Below are 20,590 nucleotides of genomic sequence, written 5' to 3'. Positions count from 1 at the left end.
TGCAACCGCGGCGTGCGCCCCTGCCCGCAGCCCGGCCGGCGCCCCGCCCGGCCGGGCGTTCCCCGGCTCCCCCCGGGCCCGGCCCCCCCCCCCCGGGGGGGGGGCCCCCGGGCCGCGCCGTGTGCGGGACACCCCTGCGGGGCACCGGCCGACGGGTACCCGGCGGTTCGGGGCTCCATGCCGGGTGCGGCACAATGGAAGGCTGCAAGCCGAATTACTCCCGACGACGCCGGAGCGATCTCACGTGGCGGAATACATCTACACGATGCGCAAGGTGCGCAAGGCGCACGGAGACAAGGTCATCCTTGACGACGTGACGCTCAGCTTCCTCCCCGGGGCGAAGATCGGCGTCGTGGGCCCCAACGGTGCCGGTAAGTCCACCGTGCTGAAGATGATGGCCGGCCTGGAGCAGCCCTCCAACGGCGACGCCTTCCTCTCGCCCGGCTTCACCGTCGGCATGCTCCTCCAGGAGCCGCCGCTGGACGAGTCCAAGACGGTCCTGGAGAACGTCCAGGACGGCGTCAAGGAGATCAAGGGCAAGCTCGACCGCTTCAACGAGATCGCCGAGCAGATGGCGACCGACTACTCGGACGCGCTGCTCGACGAGATGGGCAAGCTCCAGGAGGAGCTGGACCACGCCGAGGCCTGGGACCTGGACGCCCAGCTGGAGCAGGCCATGGACGCCCTGGGCTGCCCGCCCGGCGACTGGCCGGTCACCAAGCTCTCCGGTGGCGAGAAGCGCCGCGTGGCGCTCTGCAAGCTGCTGCTGGAGGCCCCCGACCTGCTGCTGCTCGACGAGCCCACCAACCACCTGGACGCCGAGTCGGTGAACTGGCTGGAGCAGCACCTGGAGAAGTACAAGGGCACCGTCGTGGCCGTCACCCACGACCGGTACTTCCTGGACAACGTCGCCGAGTGGATCCTGGAGCTCGACCGCGGCCGCGCCTACCCGTACGAGGGCAACTACTCCACCTACCTGGAGACCAAGCAGTCCCGTCTCAAGGTCGAGGGCCAGAAGGACGCCAAGCGCGCCAAGCGGCTCAAGGAAGAGCTGGAGTGGGTCCGCTCCAACGCCAAGGGCCGCCAGGCCAAGTCCAAGGCGCGTCTGGCCCGCTACGAGGAGATGGCCGCCGAGGCCGACAAGATGCGGAAGCTGGACTTCGAGGAGATCCAGATCCCGCCGGGCCCGCGCCTGGGCAGCGTCGTCATCGAGGTCGAGAACCTCAACAAGGCCTTCGGCGAGAAGGTCCTGATCGACGACCTCAGCTTCACCCTGCCGCGCAACGGCATCGTCGGCATCATCGGCCCGAACGGCGCCGGCAAGACCACCCTGTTCAAGATGCTCCAGGACCTGGAGACCCCGGACAGCGGCACGGTCAAGGTCGGCGAGACCGTCAAGATCAGCTACGTCGACCAGACCCGCTCCAACATCGACCCGAAGAAGACCCTCTGGGAGGTCGTCTCCGACGGTCTGGACTGGATCAACGTCGGCCAGGTCGAGATGCCGTCCCGCGCCTACGTCTCCGCGTTCGGCTTCAAGGGCCCGGACCAGCAGAAGCCGGCCGGCGTGCTCTCCGGCGGTGAGCGCAACCGCCTCAACCTGGCGCTCACCCTCAAGCAGGGCGGCAACCTGCTGCTCCTCGACGAGCCCACCAACGACCTCGACGTCGAGACCCTCTCCTCGCTGGAGAACGCGCTGCTGGAGTTCCCCGGCTGCGCCGTGGTCATCTCGCACGACCGCTGGTTCCTGGACCGGGTCGCCACCCACATCCTCGCCTACGAGGGCGAGAGCAAGTGGTTCTGGTTCGAGGGCAACTTCGAGTCCTACGAGAAGAACAAGATCGAGCGGCTGGGCGCGGACGCGGCCCGTCCGCACCGGGCCACCTACAAGAAGCTGACCCGCGGCTGACACCCAGTCGTGACGACGGCCCGGCAGGCCGCCAGCCCCGTGGGGGCCGGCCTGCCGGGCCGCGGCCCGACCGGCACCACCGCCGGCGGCCCACCGGACGTCGAGGAGATTCCGTGGCACGCCACATCTACGCCTGCCCGTTGCGCTGGTCCGACATGGACGCCTTCGGGCACGTCAACAACGTGGTCTTCCTGCGCTACCTGGAGGAGGCCCGGATCGACTTCATGTTCACCCAGGCCGCCGAGGCCGGCGCGGGCGAGTTCGCGGGCGGCTCGGTGGTGGCCCGTCACGAGATCGACTACAAGCGTCCGCTGGTGCACCGGCCGCAGCCGGTCACCATCGAGACCTGGGTGACCAGGATAGGCGGCGCCTCGCTGACCGTCTCCTACGAGATCAAGGACACCGCCGAGGACGGCACCGAGACCGTCTACGTCCGGGCGTCCACCGTGGTGGTGCCCTACGACCTCGCCGAGGGCCGGCCGCGCCGGATCAGCGCGGTGGAGCGGGAGTTCCTGGCACGCTTCATGGACGAGGAGCCGGCCGTCGCGGTCTGACCGCGCCCGCCCCCGCCCCGAACCCGTACACCCGATGCCCGGATGTGAGCCGAAGCGTTGAACAGCACCGCCGCCCTCGCCCTCGCCGACACCGGGGAGGCCGCCGACCTGGCCGCCTTCCTGGTCCGTCTGCTGCGCTTCGACAAGACGGCGTCGGTCCGGCTGCAGGGGGTGCCGCGAGCGGACGGCGGCGTCCTGGCCGTCTTCGGGCGGCTGCCGCTGGGCGGTTCGGGCGCGCTGGTGGTGCGCACCGCGCGGCTGGCCCGGCTCGACGGGCCGCTCGACCTGACGGTCTCGGCCGGGCAGCTGCTGGACGGCGTGGACACCGCGACGGACGGCCTCGCGCTGCCCGCCCCGGTCACCGGCCCGGCCTGGGCCGGGCTGTTGCCGCCGCGCTCCGGCTGGCGGCCGGCCGGCACCCCGCCCGCCGCCCAGGTGCGCCTCGAAGTGGCCGCCGCCGTGCGGGAGTTCCGCGAGCGCAGCGAGGCCGTCCCGGCGCACCACCGGACCCGCGCGGTGCTCGACGCGCTGGCCGACGAGATCTGGTCCCGCCCGCTGACCGTCCTGCCCGAGCTGCCGCTGCGTGCCGCCCACGCGGCCCAGGTGATCGGTTTCCTGGCTCCGCAGGCCCCGCTGACCGTGCACCGGGCCGGCGGCTGGCTGCGGCTGTCCGCCCCGGCGGGGTCGGTGGCGGTCCGCACGGCGGCCGCGCCCGGCGCGGGGCTCGGCCTCAGCCCGCTCGGGTAGGGCCTGCCCCCGACCCGCGCCGGGGCGCAACGCCCCGGTCAGCCCTCGGTATTGACCATCGAGGCGGCGGCGTAGGTGAGGTAGTCCCAGAGCTGGCGCTCGGCGTCCTCGGGCAGGCCCAGCTCGTCCAGGGCCGTCCGCATGTGCTTCAGCCAGGCGTCGTGCGCCGCCCGGTCGACCTTGAACGGCACGTGCCGCATCCGCAGCCGCGGGTGGCCGCGCTGCTCGCTGTAGGTGCGCGGGCCGCCCCAGTACTGCATCAGGAAGAGCGCGAACCGCTCCTCGGCCGGCCCGAGGTCCTCCTCCGGGTACATCGGCCGGAGCAACTCGTCCTCGGCGACGCCCTGGTAGAACCGGTGGACCAGCCGCCGGAAGGTCGGTTCGCCGCCGACCTGCTCGAAGAAGGTCTCCTCGCTGAGCGTGCCACGCCGGATCTCGTTCACCCGACCATGGTCGCAGACGGCGGCGGGGCCGTACACCGGGACCTGGGGACCAGGACCGCAGGCGTACGACCCCGCGCGGCACCGCGTGCTCAGTCCTCCCAGCGGAACAGCTTCCAGGAGATGCCGGTCAGCACGGCGGCGAAGAGCAGCAGCCCGCCCATGGTCGGCAGCGCGTCCATCACGCCGCCGCCCCGGGAGAGCACCGACTGCGCCGAGGTGACCAGGTGCTTCAGCGGCAGCGCCTCGGAGATCGCCTTGAGCCAGCCCGGCATGTCGTCGGTCGGGAAGAACGAGCCGGACAGGAACGACATCGGCAGCACGATGATCTGCGCGAAGCCGTTGGCCGCCTCCTCGGTCTTGGCGATCGAGCCGACCAGCAGACCGATCGACATGAAGGCGATGGTCGCGCAGATCACCAGCGGGATCACCAGCCACCAGTTGCCGGTGAGCTTCAGCCCGAAGAACGGCAGGGTGGCGAGGACCAGGAAGATCGTGGTCTGGGCGAGCGCGGTCAGCACCGAGACGGCGACCCGGGAGGCGACGATCGACCCGGCGCTCACCGGGGCGAGCCGCAGCCGCCGCAGCACCTTCTTCTGCCGCCAGCCGACCAGGGTCAGCGCGGCGCTGAACACCGCGCCGGTGGCCACCGCCCAGCCGAGCAGGCCGGGGGTGAGGAACTGGATCGGCTTGAGCGAGCCGTCCTCGACCTGGCTGCTCTCCAGGGTGAACGCCGGGGGCTTGCCGGTGGCGGCCTGGTTGGCCTGCTGGACCACGGAGTCGACGATGCCCCGGACGGTGCCGGCGCGGACCTGGTCGGCGGCGCTGTAGCGGACCACGACCTTGCCGTCCGGGCCCTCCTTGATCATGGCGTCCAGGTCGCCCTTGCGGACCTTCTCCAGCGAGGCGGCCTCGTCGTCGCTCCGGGTGATGGTCAGCACCTGCTCCAGGCCGGTCCGGGCCTCGCCCTGGACCGAGTCCAGCAGCCGCACCGCGCCGACCTGCTCGACCTTGGCGTGCTGGGTGGTGGCGCCCTTGAGCAGGGTGCCGAACAGCAGCAGGAACATCAGCGGGAAGAGCAGCACGAAGAACAGCGCGCTGCGGTCGCGGAGGAAGGAGACCAGCATCACCCGGGAGAGGCTGACGAAGGCGGAGACCCGCTCGCGCTCGCCGGCCGCCGGGGGCGTGCCGCCCGGTGCGGGGGAGGCGGGCGTGGGGCCGGCCGCGGGGCGGGCCGTGGTGGGCTCGGCGCTCATGCGCGGTACTCCCGTCCGGTGAGCTGGAGGAAGACGTCCTCCAGGGTGGCGCCGCGGACCTCCAGGCCGCGCAGCGCGCCCTGCTCGGCCAGCACGGAGAGCACCGGCGCCGGCAGGCGGGTGGACAGCGACAGCGAGGTGCCGTCGTCCTCCAGCGAGGTGATCTCCGCCCCGGCGGCGGTGAACAGCTCGCGCGCGGTGTCGAGGGCCAGCTGGCCGGACTCCACGCTGATCCGGACGGTGTCGTCGATCTCCCGGACCAGCGCGGCGGGCGCCCCGGTCCGCAGGACCCGGCCGTGGTCCATCACCGAGACGCGGTCGCAGAGCACCTCGGCCTCGTCCAGGTAGTGGGTGGTGAGCACGACGGTGCGGCCCTCGGCGTTGATGTCGCGCAGCAGGTCCCAGAGGTTGCGGCGGGCCTGCGGGTCGAGGCCGGTGGTGGGCTCGTCGAGGAACACCAGTTCCGGGCCGTGGACCAGGGCGCAGGCGATCGAGAGGCGCTGGGCCTGGCCGCCGGACATCTTGTCGGTCATCACCCCCGCCGACTCGGTCAGGCCGACCCGTTCCAGCATGGCGTCGGCGCGCTTGGGGCCGACGCCGTAGAAGGAGCCGAAGGTGCGGATGGTCTCCCGCGCCGTGAGCTTGTTGAAGAAGGCGGAGGCCTGGAACTGGACGCCGATGCGCGGCAGCAGTTCGGTGTTGCGCGGCCAGGGCGCCAGGCCCAGCAGCTCGATCCGGCCCTCGTCGGGCTTGCGGATCCCCTCCAGGATCTCCAGCGTGGTGGTCTTCCCGGCGCCGTTCGGCCCGAGGATTCCGTAGAATTCGCCGGCTTCGACGGTGAGTGACACCCCGTCGACGGCCTGCACGTCCCCGTACCGCTGACGGATTCCGTCGGCGGATATTGCAGCAGTCATAACGACTGAGGGTAGGGGCGGCAGGCCGTCGCGGGGAGTTGTCTGAGCATCATTTGATGATCAATTTTACAACGTTGTCGAACGCCGGTGGGTCAGGCGCGGTGCACGGTGATCGTGGTCCAGGCGCCGATGTGGATCCGGTCGCCGTCGTTCAGCGGGATCGCGGTGTGCGGGGCGATCGGCTCCGCGCCGCCGTTCACCGTGGTGCCGTTGGTGGAGTCCTGGTCCACCAGCACCCAGCCGCCGTCCGGCTGCTCCGCCAGCAGGGCGTGCTGGTGCGAGGCGCCCGGGTCCTCCGGCGCGACCGAGAGGTCGATCTCCGGCACGGTGCCGCGGTGCTGGCTGCGCCGTCCGATCCGCAGCTGTCCGCGCCCGGTCAGCGGGATCCGCCGCTCGGGGCAGTACGGCGGGAAGAACAGCCCGGCCGCCTCCGGACCGCTGCGGGCCATCATGTCGGTGAAGTACTCGCGGTCGGCCGCGATCACCGCGAACCAGGTGGTCCGCACCGGCTCGGCGGGCGGGCCCTGCGGCGGTGCGGGCGGGGCCAGGTGGAACGAGGTGCCGAACTCGTCCCCGCGCCGGGCCGGTCCCGGCTGGGCGTAGACCGGGCCGGAGTCCTCGCGCGGCTGCGGCGCCCCGTACGGTCCGTCGGGCCGCGGGTTCGGCTGGGTGGGGACGGGCGGCTCGACCGGTGCCGGGGCCGGCGCCTGCTGCGCGGGGACCGGCGGCGGGTAGCCGTAGCCGGAGGGCACGGCGGGCTGCGGCGGCAGCGCCGGGGCCTCGCCCGGGTGGCCGCCGTGCTGCTGTCCGGCGAACGGGCCGGGGTAGGGGTTCGGGTGCAGGCCCTGACCCGGGTGCTGACCCTGGTGGTGGCCCGGGTGCTGACCGTGCTGCTGGTCCGGGTGCGGGGCGGCCGGGGCCTGCGGGGCACCGCCGTACGCCGCCGGGATGTTCAGCGGCGCGGGCGGCGGCGCGGGGGCGGCCGGGAACGGCTGCGGGGCGCGCTGCGGAGCCGAGAGGTCGTAGTCGTAGCCGCATTCCTCGCAGAACCGTCCGGTCTGCGGGCTGCGGCAGATCGGGCAGACGGCCAGGCCCTCGGTGAGGTCGGGGAAGCCCTGCGGGGCCGACGGCGGGCCGGCCGGCGGGGGCGGCGGGACGGCCCCGGGCTGCGGCAGCGCGCCCGGCGGGAGCGTGGCCCCGTAGGGCGCGCCGGGAGCGCCGTGCGCCCCCGGGTTCCCGGGCGCACCGGGGTGCGCGCCGGGCTGCGGCGGCAGTGGCTGCGGCGGTGTCATCGGAAAACCGCAGAAGTCGCACCAGTCCTCGGCCTGCGACTCATGGCCCCTCGGGCAGATCGGCATCAGGTCCCCCCTCAATTCCAGCCCGGCCGGGGCCGGCCCCGGCCGGTTCGCGGCCCGGTCGACGCTTCGGTGGTCACTTCTTCACACGGACGGTCTTGGTCGACCGGGTCTCGACGATCATCGAGTCGGCCTCGCTCACGTTCTTACGGAACCGAACGGTACCCTCCTTCGGGTCCACCACGTCCACCACCTTCTGCAGCAGCCGGTAGGTGCCCTCGTTCCCCGTCGCGTGCGCGATCCGCACGGCGGCCCCGAGCTTGGCGGTGGCCCGGTGCACGTCCCCCGCGCGGTGCGCCTCCATGCCCTCCTGGACGGCCGCGGCGAGCTCCGCCTGACCGGTGTAGTGGGCGACCTGCGGGCTGATCCGGGTGGACGAGGCGAGGTCGTCCGTCCAGACCGCCTTGACCAGGCCCTGCGACAGCACCTCGGGCGTCCCCCCGGCGATCGACGGCGGCAGGACCAGGCTCACCCGGGCGGCCAGCATCTCGTTGCCGACGGCCGCCGCCGGGACCTCCACGCAGACGTGGTAGTCGCGGCTCTCGTCACCCCAGGAGCCGGTCGGGTAGTCACCGGCCCGCGGCCCGGCCTCGGAACGGCGGTCGGTGAGGTCCTCCAGCGCGGGGGCGACCTGCTTGACGTACCTGACCACCGCGTTGGCGGGCGTCCAGATCCGCAGCGCGACGTCGGCGACCTGCTTGCCCATCGCGCCGGCCATCATCGAGCGGAAGTCCTCGGCCAGGCCGGACGGCTCGGGGACGATGTCGACGGTGCCGAGCAGCGCGGAGGAGATCCTGCGCAGCTCCTCCACCTTCCAGTCGGTGCCCACGCCCCGGCAGTCGGCGGTGAAGTGGCCGCCGACCCGGTCGAGCACGCGCTCCAGCTCGGCGGCGCTCTCGTGCTCGTTGTTGCCGTCGGTCAGCAGGATGGCGTGCCGGATCGGTATGTCGGGGCGGGTGAGGAAGAGCTGGTCGGCCTTGGTGAGCCAGGTGCCCATGGCGGTGCCGCCGGCCGCGGTCAGCCGGCGCAGCGAGTCCTTGGCCAGGTCGCGGGTCTGCGCCGAGGCGACGGCGAGGGTGCCGTCGCCGGGGAAGACCTCGCGGGCCTCGTGGGTGCCGGCGACCACGGCGAAGGCGACGCCGTCGCGGACGGTGTCGATGGCGGCGGCGGTGGCCTCGCGGGCACCGCGCAGCTTGCTCGACGGGTAGTCCATCGAACCGGAGCAGTCCACCAGGATCACCACGGCGGCGGACTGCCCGCCGCCCGGTGCGGCGTCGGCGACGCCGAGCGGCCGCCCGCCGGAGGTGCCGCCGCCGGTCGCGGTCACGGTGACGATGGCGTTCACCTCGCGGGCGCCGTCCGCGAGGTACTCGTTCTGGAAGATCTCCACGTCGAACCTGGGCAGGTTCGGCTTCGCCAGTGTTGCCATGGGCCGGTGGCTCCCGTCGGGTGGTCGGTTGGTGCGGGGGCTGCGGTGCTCGGAGGTCGGGCGGCCGTGCTGGGGCGAGCGCGGTGGGGCCCGCGCCCGGGAGGGCGCGGGCCCTGGCGGGACGGCCGGGTCAGCGGGCCGGCGGCACGGTGGGGCGGGGCGGGACGGTCGGCGGCACGACGGGCGGCGGCGGGACGGCGGGCAGCGGGGGCACCGGCGGCAGCGGGGCGGCGGCGGAGCCGATCACCGGGATGTCCGGCAGGGTCGGCTCGTACTCCTCCTCGTCCTCGTCCCCGCCCGCGGTGACCACCGGCAGGTCGAGCGCGGTGGCGGTCCGGGCGTCCTCCTCCTGGTCCTCGGCCGGCGGGGGCGGGTCGATCGGCAGCACGGCGACGGTGATGTTGTCGTGCCCGCCGGCCGCGACGGCGAACTGCACCAGGGCCTGCGCGGCGGCCAGCGGTTCGGTGCGGGCGTCCGGCCGGACGTACTGCGCCAGGTCGGTGGCGGCCTCGGCGTAGTTCCACAGCCCGTCGGTGCAGACCAGCAGCACCCCGGGGACGTGCGGGGTGAAGCCGAGGGTGTGCGGCACCACCTCCTCGGCGTCCGCGCCGAGCCAGCCGGTGATGGCGTGGGCGCGCGGGTCCGCGTACGCCTCGGCCTCGCCCATCAGCCCCGCCTCGACCATCCGGGCGGCCCAGGAGTCGTCCTGGGTGAGCCGGAACGGCTCGGCGGCGAGCCGGTCGTCGGGGATCCAGTAGGCGCGGGTGTCGCCGACCCAGCCGACGGTGATCCGGCCGCCGGCCGCGATGGCGCTGACGTAGGTGCAGGCGGGCGCGTTGACGTCGGGCCGGTTCGGCCGGGTGCCGTCGGTGGCGAGCGCGGCCACCGCGTCGGCCGCGTCGGCGATGGCCCGGCGCATCGCGGTGGTCGGGTCGGTGCCCGCCTCCAGCGAGCTGAGCAGCGACTCGGAGGCGGCGTCGACCGCGGTCTCGGAGGCCTGGTCGGGTCGGTCGGAGGAGGAGACGCCGTCGCAGACCACGGCCACCACGACCGGCTCGCCGCCGGGCAGCGAGGTGGCGGCGACGGTGAAGGAGTCCTCGTTGCGGTGGTGCCGCAGGCCGCGGTCGCTGACCCCGGCGACGCCGGCCAGCGCCTTCTCCATGTGGTCGCGGGGGCGCGGCTGGGCGCGCCCGCAGGCTTCGCAGTAGCCGTCGGCGGTCACCTGGTCGAGTCCGCAGTGCGCGCACCCGGCCGCGCCCGGCGTGCCGTGGCCGCCTTGGGCGCCGTGGCCGCCCTGACCGCCCTGACCGCCCTGGGCGGGTACGGCGGGCGTGTTGGGCAGGGTCGGCGGATGGTCCTCGTCGCCGGCCGCCGCCCGGGCGGCGGACCAGCCGGGCGGCATCGCGCCGGGGGCCGGGCGGCCGTCCCGGCTCGTGCCGCAGGAGCCGCAGAAGACGTCCTCCGGGTCCATCGGCTCGGCACAGCTCTGGCACACGGTCTGCTGCGGCATCTCTTACACCCACGTCCTGGGACGGGCCCGGTTGGCCCGTTCCACCATCTCGATCCTTGTATCGGCCCGGTCGGCCAACCGGGCGAGTACCCGGTAGGACTGCTCCAGGGCGAACCGCAGTTCCCGTTCCACCGCGGGCCGTCCCAGCACGCTGACCTCGCCGGCCGTGCGGCCGGGGCCGGATCCGGCGGAGGCGCCGGAAGCGCCGGGTCCGCCGGGTCCGCCGGGTGACCCGGCGGTCACCCAGCCGAGCGCCGCGCCGAGCACCTCGACGGCGAGTTCCTCGCGGCGGCGGTCGTCCAGGCGCAGCGCGGTCAGCTGCTCGGAGCTCGCGCCGAGGTCGGCGCCGAGCGGGTCGGTTGCGGGCCGCTCGCGCAGCCGGGCCCGGACGGCGGCGATCCGGGCGGCGGTGTACTGGCTGGAGGTGGCCGGGACGGACTCCAGGACGGCGACCGCGCCGGCCCGGTCGTCGCCGGCGAGCCGGACCCGGGCCAGCCCGAAGGCGGCGCTCAGGTAGCTCTGGTCGGTGCTCCACACCAGACGGTAGAACTCGGCCGCGTCGCCGCCGTTGCCGAGGAGTTCGGCGCAGACGGCCAGGGCCAGCTTGGGGGCGGCCTCTCCGGGGAAGGCGTCGTAGACGGCGTCGAAGGCCTCGGTGGCGGCGCGCAGCGCCTGTTCGCGGGGGTTCGCCGCCGCGGCGGCGGGGTCGTTGGCGTCGGGGCCGTTGGCGTCGGGGTCGGCGGCGGCGACCAGCGAGGCCAGGCCCCGGTACCAGACCACCCGCCAGTCGTCCGGGTGGTCCTGCTCCAGTGCGGCGAGCGCCTCGGCGGCCTGCCGGCCCCGGCCGAGTTCGAGCAGCGCGCGCAGCGCCCGCAGCCGGCGCTCGAGCGAGTCGGTGGGCGCGCCGTCCAGCGCGGCGAGCGCCTCCTGCGGGTCGGTGGCCAGCAGGGTGGCGAGGAAGCCGGCGTTGGGGTCGCCCGGGTCGACCCGGGGGACGGGCAGCGCGAGCGCGGCGCCGGCCGGGTCGACGGCGGTCAGCCGCAGTTCGCCCGCCTGCACCGTGGGTGCCACCAACTCGGTGTCGACGACGCGCAGTTCGGGCCCGAACAGGGTGGAGGGCGCGGGGCGGGCCCGGCCGTCCTGGAGCGCCAGCACCTCGCGCAGCACGCCCGTGAGCTGGTCGGCCATCTCCTCGGCGGAGGCGAACCGGCGGGCCGGGTCGGGGTCGGTGGCGCGCACCAGCAGCCGGTAGTAGGACTCGTAGGCGGCGAAGGCCGGGACGGACTCCGGGCCGGGCAGGGTGTCCCGGTAGGTGGTGGAGTAGCCCTGGAAGTCGAAGCTGAGGACGGCGAGGGTGCGGGCCACCGTGTAGAGGTCGGAGGCGGGGGAGGGGCCGTCGGCGGCGATCTCCGGAGCCTGGTAGCCGATGGTGCCGTAGATCGGGCCGTCGTCGTCGAACCGGCGGACGGCGCCCATGTCGATGATCTTGAGGGTGTCGCCGCTCTGGATCACGTTGTCGATCTTGAAGTCGCAGTAGACCAACCCGCGCTGGTGCAGGTAGCCCAGCGCCGGCAGCGCCTCCAGCGCGTAGGCGATGGCCTGCTCGACCGGCAGGGGGTCGCGCCGGCCGTCCGGGGCGCGGCGCTCGTTGGCGATGTCCTTGAGCGACTTGCCGCCGACGTACTCCATCACGATGTAGCCGTCGGTGGCGCCGGTCCGCAGGTCCGGGTGCTCGGCGAAGTTGATGATGCGCACGATGCCCGGATGGTCCACCTCGGCCAGGAAGCGGCGCTCGGCGACGGCCACCGCCAGCGCGTCCTCGTCCCCGGTGTCCAGCAGGCCCTTGAGCACCACCCACTTGTCGTTGACCCGCCGGTCCACCGCCAGGTAGATCCAGCCGAGGCCGCCGTGTGCCAGGCAGCCCACCACCTCGTACTGCCCGCCGACCAGGTCGCCGCGGCGCAGCTTGGGGGTGAACGAGTACGGGGTGCCGCACTTGGTGCAGAAGCCCTCCGGGCGGCCGGGCGTGCCGCCCCGCTCCCGGCCCACCGGGGCGTCGCACTTGGAGCAGTACCGCTTGCGCTCCGGTACCTCGGGGTTCTCCAGCACCGCCTGCGCCGGGTCGGCGGCCGGGACGGTGGGCACGGTCACCAGGCCCGCGCCGAGGCGGTGCCGGTTGGCGGTGGCGCCGCCGCGGCTGCTGCGTACCGAGACCGAGCGGCCGCTGCCGGTACGGGTCGAGCGGTGCGAGCGGGAGCGGCCGGACAGCGAACGGGCCGAGCCGCTGCGGGGCGAGCCGGTGTCCGGGTCGAACGCGATCTCCACGGTGGAGGTGTGCGAGGTGGAGCGGCCCGTCGCGGAGCCGCCCGTCGCGGAGCGCGCGGCCGGGACCCCGGGCGGGGTGAGGCCGCACTCGTCGCAGTAGCCGTCGGCGTCGATCGTCCCGGCGCAGTCGCGCGGGCAGGGGTCGCCCGCGCCCGTCGGGGCCGCCGCGGCGATGGCCGGTCCGGTGGCGGACCCGGTGGCGGTTCCGGTGGCCGGTCCGGTGGCGGTCCGCACCGAGGAGGTGCCCTCCGGGGCGAGCCCGCACTCGTCGCAGTAGCCGTCCGCGTCGATCGTCCCGGTGCCGCCGCACTGCGGCCGCACGCACGTCTCGCCCATCACCCTCGGCCCCCCTGTCCCCGCCCGTCGACAACCTGTCCGTCGACCGGCTCCCCGCCCGCCGACGCCCCGTCCTGCCCGGTTCCGCCCTCGCCGGTGTCCGGCCCGCCCGCCGCCGGACGCAGCGCCTGCTGGAACCGGGCCACCGCGCCCGCCGCCGCCCGCAGGTCGCACGGCGCGTTCCACAGCAGCCAGCGCGCCTTCTCGTAGCGCTCCAGCACCTCCGGGTCCTCGGCCACCCGCAGCCGGGCCGCCATCGCCTTGTACGCGTCCAGCCGCCCGCGCAGCTCGGCGCGGACGGTCAGCGGCTGGGTCACCTCGGTCAGCGACTGCCGGGCCCGGGCCAGCTCCTTGGCCGCCGCGTCCTCCAGCGCGTCCAGCAGCGGCGCCAGCCGGTACCACTGCCCGCTCTGCCGCAGCTCCAGGGCCACCACGATCCGTTCGCGCAGCGCCGAGGCCGGTCCCGGCACGGCCGGCACCTCGGTGGCGGCGATCTTGGCCAGCACCTCGCCGCGCGCCCGGCGGGCCTCGGCCAGCGTGGCGTCGGCCCGCTGCAGCAGGTCCCCGACGCCCTGCAGGCGCTCCTCGGCGTCGTCGCGCAGCCGCAGCAGGTTCTCCAGCTCCAGCCGGACGTCGTCCAGTGCCCGCCCGGCCAGGTCGAAGCGCTCGGTGTCCACCACCCCGGACGGCGTGGCCAGCGCGCCGCCGTCCGGCACCGTGCCGCGCTGCGCGGGGACGCGGGCGGGCCGCCAGAGCGCCAGCGGGTCGCTGCGCACCTCGGTCCGCAGCCCGCCGAGCTCGCCGTCCAGCGCGTCCAGGTCGTCGCCGAGCGGATGGGTGCCGACGCGCACGCCGAGCGAGGCGGCCAGCGTCTGCACCCGGCGCAGCTCGGCGATCAGCAGGTCGATCCGGGCGGGCAGCGCCGTCCAGACCGCGTCGGCCGCCGAGACCACCTCCAGGACGGTGGCGTACCAGGCGTTCATCCGGTCCATCAGCCCGTCCAGGCTGACCCGCTCGACCAGCCGGGCCGGTGCGCCGAGGCGCTGCGGGCCGTCCGGCGCGCCGCCGGGCACGGTGACCGCGTCGCCGGTCAGCAGCTCGCTCAGCTCGGCGAGTTCGGGCGCGCCCGGCCGGGCCTTGCGGGCCCGCACCGCGCGGGCCGAGGCGAGTGCCTCGGAGTAGCGGTCGAACAGCGCCCAGAGCAACGGCAGGCCCTGCCCGACGACGGCCCAGCGCTCCTGGGTCCGCCCGGTCAGGCCGGCGCCGTCGAGCAGGCGCAGGCCCGGGTGGTCCTGGAGGGAGAGCAGCGCCGACTCGACCGCGTCGCGTTCCGCGCCGAGGCGCGCCAGCGCGCGGTCCACCTCCTCCCGGCTCAGCGCCGGGCCGGCCGAAGCCGCCATCGTTCCCTCCCCTCCTCCACCTGCGTCGTTCCCGCCACCGGGGACCGCTCCCGACCCCGGGCGGCCGTCGGACAGACCCTAACGCGTGCCCCCGCCCGTCCGGCCGTCACCGCGGTATCGGCCAGTGCCGGTCGGCGTCGTCCCGCAGGTACGGCTTGAGCCAGCTGTCGTACGCGCCGCGCCAGGCGCCCCTGGCGTAGTAGTCGTTGATCACCTGGTTCACCCGGGCCGTCAGATCGGTGCTCTCCTTCAGCATCCCGACGCCCATCACGCCCGGGCGCACGTCGCCGTCCAGCACCTTGACGGTCTGGTCCTGCGCCGCCTGACCGGCCGCCAGGCCGTCGTCGGTCATCGTCGCGTCGACCTTGCCCAGCTGCATCAGCACCAGGCAGTCCAGGTTGTTCTCCACCGGGACGAGCTGCTTGAGCGGCCGGGTCTTCAGCTCCTCCAGGGCGGAGGAGCCGTTGGCCGCGCACGCGGTGGTGCCGTTCAGCGCCTCGTCGAGGCTCTTCGCCGGTGAGGTCCTGGGCACCAGGACCCGTTGGCTGGTGGTGAAGTACGGCCGGGAGAAGGCGATCTCCTGGAGCCGGTCGCAGGTGATCGACATGGTGCGGACGATGATGTCGACCCGGCCCTCCTTGATGTACTTGATCCGGTCGGCGGTCGGCACCGCCTTGAACACCACCTTGTCCGGGTCGCCCATGATCGCGGTGCCGATCGCCCGCGCGAGATCGATGTCGAAGCCCTCCAGCTGGCCGGTGTTGGGGTTGCGCGAGCCCCACCGGTAGCTGTTCAGGTCGATGCCGACGACCAGGCTGCGGCGGGCCTTGATGGCCTTCACCGCCGCGCCGTCCTCGGTGCTCGGCGGGACGCTCCTGTAGAGGTCGCAGGGCTCCGCCGCCTGGCCGGACTGTTCCTGCTCCGCCTGCTGTGCCGTCAGCGGTGCTCGCGCCGGCCCGTCGGCCGTACCGTCGCCGTGCGGCCCGCCCGCGCCGAGCGCCAGCACGCCGGAGGCCAGCAGCGCCAGCGCCGCCGCCGTCCGGGCGGCCCGCAACGCCGTGGCGCGGCCCCGTCCCCGTGCCTGTCCCTCTTCCCGGTCCGTGACCGTGTCCATCCCGCCCGTCCCCCCTCTACCGGTACTCGGCCAGTCGTCGGCCGAGGCCGACCAGCGCCGCGGCGGCGGCCACCAGGCCCAGCGCCGCGACCCCCGCGGCGGCGGTGCGCAGGTCCCCGTCGACGCCCAGCGTCGCGTCCCGGAACCGGCCCTCCTCCACCACCGCGGCCCGGGCCAGCTGCTGGTCGGCCGAGCCGAACGCGGCGTCGGCCGTCTTCGGCGCGTCCGCCTCCTTGGCCGTCACGGTGGCGTCCAGCGCGGCCTGGTAGTCGCCCTGGTTCTCCAGCGCGGTGGCCGCGGCGTGCCGGTCGCTCCACTGCCGGTAGTCGCTCAGCGCCTGGTCGACCGTGGACCGGGCCTCCGGCGGCGCCAGGGACTGGGCCAGCGCCAGGGTGCCGGTGGCGTCGCCGCGCTGCGGGTCGCCGGTGTACAGGTGGTCGGTGGTCGTCGACCACAGCTTGGCGTAGGTCGCGCTGGAGCCGCGCGAGACGTAGTGCAGGTTCTCCGCCAGCCGGGCGGTCAGCACGTCCACCCGGGCCGCGTTGAGCGCGCGCAGCGGCGCGGCCCCCTCGCGTTCGCCGCGTCCGAGCGCCGAGTCGGCGGCGGTCGCGCTCACGGTCAGCCAGAGCACCGCCGCCAGGACGGACGCGGTGGCGGCCAGCAGCCCGATGTTGAAGACCCGGTTGGTCCGCCGGAACAGCGCCAGCTGCACCCAGGCCAGCGCCAGCAGCGCCACCAGCCCCAGCGCGTACCCGGCCCACGGGGTGGCCCGGGCGTCCGCCAGGTCGCGGGCCAGCACCTCGTCCTGGGCGGCCGACAGCCGGGCGGCGGCCGGCAGCAGCTCGGTGCGCATCTGCTCGGAGGCGTACCGCTGGTAGGCGCCGCCGAGCGGGTAGCCCTGCCGGTTGTTGGCCCGGGCGCTCTCCACCAGTCCCGCGTACACCGGGACCTTCTGGTTGAGGGTGGAGAGCAGTTCCCCGAGGTCCGGGGAGGCGGAGGTGCGGGTGGCCGCCTCGGAGATCAGCCGGGAGGCCGTCGCGAGGTCCTGCTCGTAGCGCTGCCGGACCGCCCGCGGTTCGGCGCCCGCCAGCAGGAAGCCGCTCGCCGCGGTGGCGTCCGCGTCGGCCAGCGAACGGTTGATGTCGGCGGCGGCCTGGCTGAGCGGCTGGCTGGAGCCGAACACCCGCTGGGCCGCCGCGGCCCGGGAGTTCAGCTGGACGGCGGTCAGCGCGCCGAACGCGAGGGCCAGGGCCGCGAGCAGCACCCCGGCGAGCCGCAGCCGCCCCGGCGCCGTCCGGGTGGCCCGCCCCAGCCGGGCGACCGGACCGCGCCGCGGGACCACCGCCTCGGTGCCGCCGGACCGCGGCACGGGCGGTCCCGGCCTCTCGATACGCACCGGTGTCGCCACCAGCCTCCCCCTCCCCAGTGGCCCGCCCCCCGTCTCCGGGGCCCGGCCGTTCCCAGCAGTATGGCCGTCACTTCCGACGGCCACACCCGAGTTGCGCGGATCTTGGGCTGTGCGTCCCTGCCGGGCGGTCCCGTTGTGCGGTCCCGCTGGGTATCCCCGCCGTGCGTCCCCGCCCTGCTCCGTGGCTCCCGGCCCCCGGCCCGGGCGGCCCCGTGGCGAGGGGCGGACGGCGAACGGGTCGACGCGCGGCGGGCGGCGAACGGTTCCCGGGCGATCCGGAGGCGATGGGCCCTTTTGTGCGGTCCGCGTCCCGGCGCGGGCGGTTCGTGTGCCGGTGCGACGGCCGGGCCCTCCGTACGATGGCGGCATGCGTCTTCTGGGAACGATCTCCGCCGACCGACCGCTGCTCGTCGTCGCCGTCCGGGAGGAGGCCGCCCACCTCGGCGACCACCTGCCGGTGCTGCTCACCGGCATCGGCAAGGTCAACGCCGCCGCCGCGCTGGCCACCGTCCTCGCCGAGGGCCCGCACCCCTCCGAGGTCGTCAACCTCGGGACCGCCGGCGCCCTGCGCCCCGGCTGGGAGGGCACCCACACCGTCACCCAGGTGATCCAGCACGACATCGACACCCCGGCCCTCTACGCCCTGACCGGCCGCACCTACGGCGCCCCGCTGGTCGTCGGCAAGGGCGACGGCCCGGTGCTGGCCACCGGCGACCTCTTCGTCTCCGACCCGGCCGCCCGCGACCGCCTCGCCGAGCACGCCGACCTCGTCGACATGGAGGGCTACGCGGTCGCCACCGTCGCCCACCGCGCCGGACTGCCGGTCCGCCTGGTCAAGCACGTCAGCGACGAGGCGGGGGACGGCGCCGGCCACACCTGGCGGGAGACCGTCGACGACTGCGCCCGCCACCTCGCCGACTGGCTGCACGGCCAGGGCTGGTGACGGGGGGTCGGGCTCCGGGGCCGCTGTGCGGGCACGCCTAGGGTGGCGGCATGACCGATGACGCCACCGCCGCCGGCGGGCCCACCGACCTGCGCCCGCCGGGGATCAACGCCGACGAGCACACCACGCTGCTCTCCTTCCTCGACTACCTGCGCGACTGCGTGATCGCCAAGACCGCGGGACTCTCCGACGAGGACGCCCGGCGGCCCGGTGTCGCCTCCGGAACCAGCCTGCTCTGGCTGGTGCGCCACCTCACCGCGGTCGAACTCAACTGGTTCCTCTGGGCCTACCGGGGCGACGAGGTCGAGCTGTGGGACGACGACGCGCCCTCGCCCGGCGACGAGACGGTGGCGGGGTCGGTCGCCGAGTACCGCGCGGCGATCGCCCGTGCCAACGAGGTGATCGCCGCGGCGGCCGACCGGCTCGACCGTCCCGGCGTGCGCTCGCTGCGCCCCAACGCCGAAGCGCCGTCGATGCGTTGGCTGCTGGTGCACATGATCGAGGAGACCGGCCGGCACGCCGGTCACGCCGACATCGTCCGCGAGCGGTTGGACGGCTCGGTCGGCCGCTGACGGGGGTGGGTTGGGCGGTCGCCGACGGATAGTGGAATACTCCCCCGCGCAGTACCCGGCGCCGCTTCGGCGGGGCCGGGTGTTTTTCATACAGGGGGAATAGAAGTTCATGTCATCGACTGACAGAAATGTTGGCCGCCGTCGTACTGTGCGCACCGCCAGGACGGCCCTCGGGGCCTCGGCGCTCGCGCTGACGATGCTCACCACCGCGGCCTGCGGTCCGGACAACAGCTCGGCCGACTCGGCCGTGACGGCGGCGGCGGGTTCGGCCGGGGGGCCGAACCTGGGACTGCCCGCCAACCTCGACGACCTGAAGAAGTGGAAGTTCGAGGACTGGGAGAAGTGGGCGAAGGACTACGCCCTCCCGGCCGCCGCCAAGGGCTTCTGGACGCTGGACAAGCTGCTCAAGGCCAAGCCCAACGAGCCGATCGCGCCGCCGGCGCCGCCCACGGCCGCACCGACCCAGGCCCCGGCGCAGCCGCCCGGGCAGCCCACCCAGCCAGGGCAGCCCACCCAGCCGCCGGCCCAGCCCGGCACGCCGTCCGCCCCGGCCAGCAAGCCGCCGGCGGGACAGCCGACCCAGCCGGGGCAGCCGACGCAGCCGCCCGCGGCGCCGAAGCCGTCCAACACCCAGCAGCCGGCCTCGCAGGCTCCGGCCCAGCCGCCGGCCCAGCCCGCGCAGCCGTCGCAGGCACCCGCGCAGCCGACCCAGGCCCCGGCGCAGCCCGGCCAGCCGTCGCAGGCCCCGGCGCAGCCGCCGGCCCAGCCCGAGCAGCCCGCCGACAACGGCAACGACCCGCTGCCCAAGACCGTCAACGCCCAGCCCCTCCCGCACCCGTACACCAAGCCCGGTGTGCACGGGAAGCTGTTCGCCGACAAGCCGGGCAGCGGTGCCGACGCCGCCGGCGGCCTGGGCCACTACCAGTGCTCCGCCACCGTGGTCGCCGACCCGGCCCACCCCGGCAAGAGCAACCTGGTGTGGACCGCCGGCCACTGCGTCCACCAGGGCAAGGCCGGTCAGTTCTACAGCAACATCTCCTTCATCCCGGCGTTCAACAGCACCGGTGCGCTGAGCGGCGGCAAGCAGGCCGAGGAGGCCCAGTACGCGCCGTACGGGGTCTGGAACGGCACCCAGGCGGTGACCTCCCCGCAGTGGAAGGCCGAGGGCGGCGAGAACGGCTCGCCGGCCACCCACTACGACTTCGCGATCGTCCGGGTGCAGCCCGCCGACGGCGGCAAGTCGCTGGAGGAGACGGTCGGCGGCGCGGTGCCGGTCTGGTTCAACGCCCCGCGTGACCAGCTGAGCATCACCGAGTACGGCTACCCGGCGGCCCCGCCGTTCGACGGCATGGAGCTCAACCGCTGCGAGAGCGGCAAGCCGAGCCGGGTGTCCTACGACCCGACCCGCCCGCCGATGCTCGCCCTCGGCTGCAGCATGACTGGCGGTTCCAGCGGCGGCGGCTGGCTGACGGTGAAGGACGGCAAGCCGACGCTGGTCAGCAACGTCTCGGTCGGCAAGCACACCGGTGACCCGAAGTTCCAGGCCGGCCCGTACCTGGACGACGTGGCGGCCGGCGCGTACGACTTCATCTCCAAGAAGGGCTGACGCCCGCCGCACCTGTGGAACGGCCGTCCCCGCGCACCCTTCCCGGTGCGCGGGGACGGCCGGCCGTCGTCCCGGCGGGCGCCGTCAACCGTCACCGGACCCGGTCAGGACCAGCTGACGGTGGCCGGCTCGCCGGTCTTGGCCGCCGTGACCACCGCCTCGGTGGTCACCACCTTGGCGAACCGCATCGCGTGCAGCACCGCCCCGGTGGCGCGGGTGAGTTCGGCGGCCGGGACGGTCACGCCGTCCGGGCCGGTCAGGTCGAAGGCGTGCATGGCGTCGAGCGGGAAGACCGTGTCGTAGCCGAGGTTGCCCGCCATCCGTGCCGTGGTCTCGTTGCAGACGTTGGTGATGATCCCGGTGATCACCACCTGCCGGGCACCCCGCTCCTGGAGCCAGGCGTGCAGGTCCGGGGTGCCGTAGAAGGCGCTGTTCACGGTCTTGGTGATGTGCAGGTCCGGCGTGATCGCCGCCACGAAGTCCTTCAGCTCGTACCCGGGCGTGCCCGTCGCGAGCGGACCGGCCGGGGAGGCGTGCTGCACGGTCACGACCGGCCGTCCGGTGGCCTGCCACACCTCGATCAGCTCGCCGATCCGCCGCTCGGCCCCGGGGTTGTCGCGCTCGCCCCAGAACGTGTGGTCCTCGAAGCCCTTCTGGACGTCGATGACGACCAGGACGGCGTCGGAGTCGATGGTGAGCGGGGCGTCGAGGGCGCTGGTGTTCGTCATGCGTCCATGCTGCGGCGGGCCCGGGCTCCGCTGTGAGCGGCAGT

Annotated in this window: 17 protein-coding genes; 6 read left to right on the top strand and 11 right to left on the bottom strand. The window is 74.6% G+C overall.

The window, feature by feature from the left end; genetic code table 11:
* Positions 1-244: 244 nt before the first annotated feature.
* From ettA to ACFVUH_RS20120, 3 genes are all read left to right on the top strand, one after another.
* Complete coding sequence (gene ettA, locus ACFVUH_RS20130) at positions 245-1,909, top strand: energy-dependent translational throttle protein EttA (RefSeq protein ID WP_355368563.1); 1,665 nt, start codon at positions 245-247, stop codon at positions 1,907-1,909.
* Between the two features lie 113 nt (positions 1,910-2,022).
* A complete protein-coding gene (locus ACFVUH_RS20125; protein ID WP_355368561.1) occupies positions 2,023-2,463 on the top strand; it encodes a thioesterase family protein in 441 nt (146 codons plus the stop codon).
* Between the two features lie 57 nt (positions 2,464-2,520).
* A complete protein-coding gene (locus ACFVUH_RS20120) occupies positions 2,521-3,210 on the top strand; it encodes a hypothetical protein (RefSeq protein ID WP_387914674.1) in 690 nt (229 codons plus the stop codon).
* A 38-nt stretch (positions 3,211-3,248) separates the two neighbouring features.
* On the opposite strand, the gene ACFVUH_RS20115 is transcribed toward ACFVUH_RS20120, so the two are convergent.
* The 10 genes from ACFVUH_RS20115 to ACFVUH_RS20070 form a co-directional block, all read right to left on the bottom strand.
* Positions 3,249-3,653, bottom strand: a complete 405-nt coding sequence (locus ACFVUH_RS20115) for a globin (RefSeq protein ID WP_355368559.1) — start codon at positions 3,651-3,653, stop codon at positions 3,249-3,251.
* Between the two features lie 89 nt (positions 3,654-3,742).
* Positions 3,743-4,906 (bottom strand): ABC transporter permease, encoded by a 1,164-nt coding sequence (locus tag ACFVUH_RS20110; RefSeq protein ID WP_355368558.1) that lies wholly within the window; start codon positions 4,904-4,906, stop codon positions 3,743-3,745.
* On the bottom strand, positions 4,903-5,820 hold the full coding sequence (locus ACFVUH_RS20105) for an ABC transporter ATP-binding protein (RefSeq protein ID WP_355368556.1): 918 nt from the start codon (positions 5,818-5,820) through the stop codon (positions 4,903-4,905). The genes ACFVUH_RS20110 and ACFVUH_RS20105 overlap by 4 nt, the downstream gene beginning before the upstream one ends.
* 92 nt (positions 5,821-5,912) lie before the next feature.
* A complete protein-coding gene (locus tag ACFVUH_RS20100) occupies positions 5,913-7,112 on the bottom strand; it encodes an FHA domain-containing protein (protein WP_387914672.1) in 1,200 nt (399 codons plus the stop codon).
* 139 nt (positions 7,113-7,251) lie between these two features.
* Positions 7,252-8,604, bottom strand: coding sequence for a VWA domain-containing protein (locus ACFVUH_RS20095; RefSeq protein ID WP_387914671.1), 1,353 nt, complete (start codon positions 8,602-8,604; stop codon positions 7,252-7,254).
* Positions 8,605-8,734: 130 nt separating this feature from the next.
* Positions 8,735-10,114: a PP2C family protein-serine/threonine phosphatase gene (locus ACFVUH_RS20090; RefSeq protein ID WP_387914669.1), complete on the bottom strand. Its 1,380-nt coding sequence runs from the start codon at positions 10,112-10,114 to the stop codon at positions 8,735-8,737.
* A gap of 3 nt (positions 10,115-10,117) precedes the next feature.
* Complete coding sequence (locus ACFVUH_RS20085; RefSeq protein WP_387914667.1) at positions 10,118-12,775, bottom strand: tetratricopeptide repeat protein; 2,658 nt, start codon at positions 12,773-12,775, stop codon at positions 10,118-10,120.
* Positions 12,775-14,175 carry a hypothetical protein gene (locus tag ACFVUH_RS20080; RefSeq protein WP_387914666.1) on the bottom strand — a complete coding sequence of 467 codons (1,401 nt, stop codon included), beginning with the start codon at positions 14,173-14,175 and terminating at the stop codon, positions 12,775-12,777. Before ACFVUH_RS20080 ends, ACFVUH_RS20085 begins: the two co-directional genes overlap by 1 nt.
* Before the next feature lie 106 nt (positions 14,176-14,281).
* Positions 14,282-15,289 carry a glutamate ABC transporter substrate-binding protein gene (locus ACFVUH_RS20075; protein WP_387914664.1) on the bottom strand — a complete coding sequence of 336 codons (1,008 nt, stop codon included), beginning with the start codon at positions 15,287-15,289 and terminating at the stop codon, positions 14,282-14,284.
* 16 nt (positions 15,290-15,305) lie between these two features.
* Positions 15,306-16,658, bottom strand: a complete 1,353-nt coding sequence (locus ACFVUH_RS20070) for a hypothetical protein (protein ID WP_387914663.1) — start codon at positions 16,656-16,658, stop codon at positions 15,306-15,308.
* A 406-nt stretch (positions 16,659-17,064) separates the two neighbouring features.
* On the opposite strand from ACFVUH_RS20070, the gene ACFVUH_RS20065 reads away from it, so the two are divergent.
* The 3 genes from ACFVUH_RS20065 to ACFVUH_RS20055 all read left to right on the top strand — a co-directional run bounded on the left by ACFVUH_RS20065 (position 17,065) and on the right by ACFVUH_RS20055 (position 19,818).
* Positions 17,065-17,640: a nucleosidase gene (locus ACFVUH_RS20065; protein WP_355368535.1), complete on the top strand. Its 576-nt coding sequence runs from the start codon at positions 17,065-17,067 to the stop codon at positions 17,638-17,640.
* Between the two features lie 50 nt (positions 17,641-17,690).
* Positions 17,691-18,212, top strand: a complete 522-nt coding sequence (locus ACFVUH_RS20060; protein ID WP_387914660.1) for a DinB family protein — start codon at positions 17,691-17,693, stop codon at positions 18,210-18,212.
* Positions 18,213-18,360: 148 nt separating this feature from the next.
* Positions 18,361-19,818: a hypothetical protein gene (locus ACFVUH_RS20055; RefSeq protein WP_387914659.1), complete on the top strand. Its 1,458-nt coding sequence runs from the start codon at positions 18,361-18,363 to the stop codon at positions 19,816-19,818.
* 104 nt (positions 19,819-19,922) lie between these two features.
* Here the strand turns inward: ACFVUH_RS20055 and ACFVUH_RS20050 are convergent, their stop codons facing one another.
* Positions 19,923-20,546: a cysteine hydrolase family protein gene (locus ACFVUH_RS20050; protein ID WP_387914657.1), complete on the bottom strand. Its 624-nt coding sequence runs from the start codon at positions 20,544-20,546 to the stop codon at positions 19,923-19,925.
* Positions 20,547-20,590: the final 44 nt, after the last annotated feature.

Origin of the sequence: Kitasatospora sp. NPDC058032 (assembly GCF_042885845.1) — a bacterium.
Taxonomy (GTDB): Bacteria; Actinomycetota; Actinomycetes; order Streptomycetales; family Streptomycetaceae; genus Kitasatospora.
The sequence above is the reverse complement of the archived record's forward strand: the minus strand, read 5'-3'. Positions and strand labels throughout refer to the sequence as shown.

What these genes read in the sequence shown, in the direction of transcription:
- ACFVUH_RS20110 (WP_355368558.1), bottom strand. Translation starts at nt 4,906, where the DNA reads ATGAGCGCCGAGCCCACCACGGCCCGCCCCGCGGCCGGCCCCACGCCC.
- ACFVUH_RS20105 (WP_355368556.1), bottom strand. Translation starts at nt 5,820, where the DNA reads ATGACTGCTGCAATATCCGCCGACGGAATCCGTCAGCGGTACGGGGAC.
- ACFVUH_RS20100 (WP_387914672.1), bottom strand. Translation starts at nt 7,112, where the DNA reads ATGACACCGCCGCAGCCACTGCCGCCGCAGCCCGGCGCGCACCCCGGT.
- ACFVUH_RS20095 (WP_387914671.1), bottom strand. Translation starts at nt 8,604, where the DNA reads ATGGCAACACTGGCGAAGCCGAACCTGCCCAGGTTCGACGTGGAGATC.
- ACFVUH_RS20090 (WP_387914669.1), bottom strand. Translation starts at nt 10,114, where the DNA reads ATGCCGCAGCAGACCGTGTGCCAGAGCTGTGCCGAGCCGATGGACCCG.
- ACFVUH_RS20085 (WP_387914667.1), bottom strand. Translation starts at nt 12,775, where the DNA reads ATGGGCGAGACGTGCGTGCGGCCGCAGTGCGGCGGCACCGGGACGATC.
- ACFVUH_RS20080 (WP_387914666.1), bottom strand. Translation starts at nt 14,175, where the DNA reads ATGGCGGCTTCGGCCGGCCCGGCGCTGAGCCGGGAGGAGGTGGACCGC.
- ACFVUH_RS20075 (WP_387914664.1), bottom strand. Translation starts at nt 15,289, where the DNA reads ATGGACACGGTCACGGACCGGGAAGAGGGACAGGCACGGGGACGGGGC.
- ACFVUH_RS20065 (WP_355368535.1), top strand. Translation starts at nt 17,065, where the DNA reads ATGCGTCTTCTGGGAACGATCTCCGCCGACCGACCGCTGCTCGTCGTC.
- ACFVUH_RS20060 (WP_387914660.1), top strand. Translation starts at nt 17,691, where the DNA reads ATGACCGATGACGCCACCGCCGCCGGCGGGCCCACCGACCTGCGCCCG.
- ACFVUH_RS20050 (WP_387914657.1), bottom strand. Translation starts at nt 20,546, where the DNA reads ATGACGAACACCAGCGCCCTCGACGCCCCGCTCACCATCGACTCCGAC.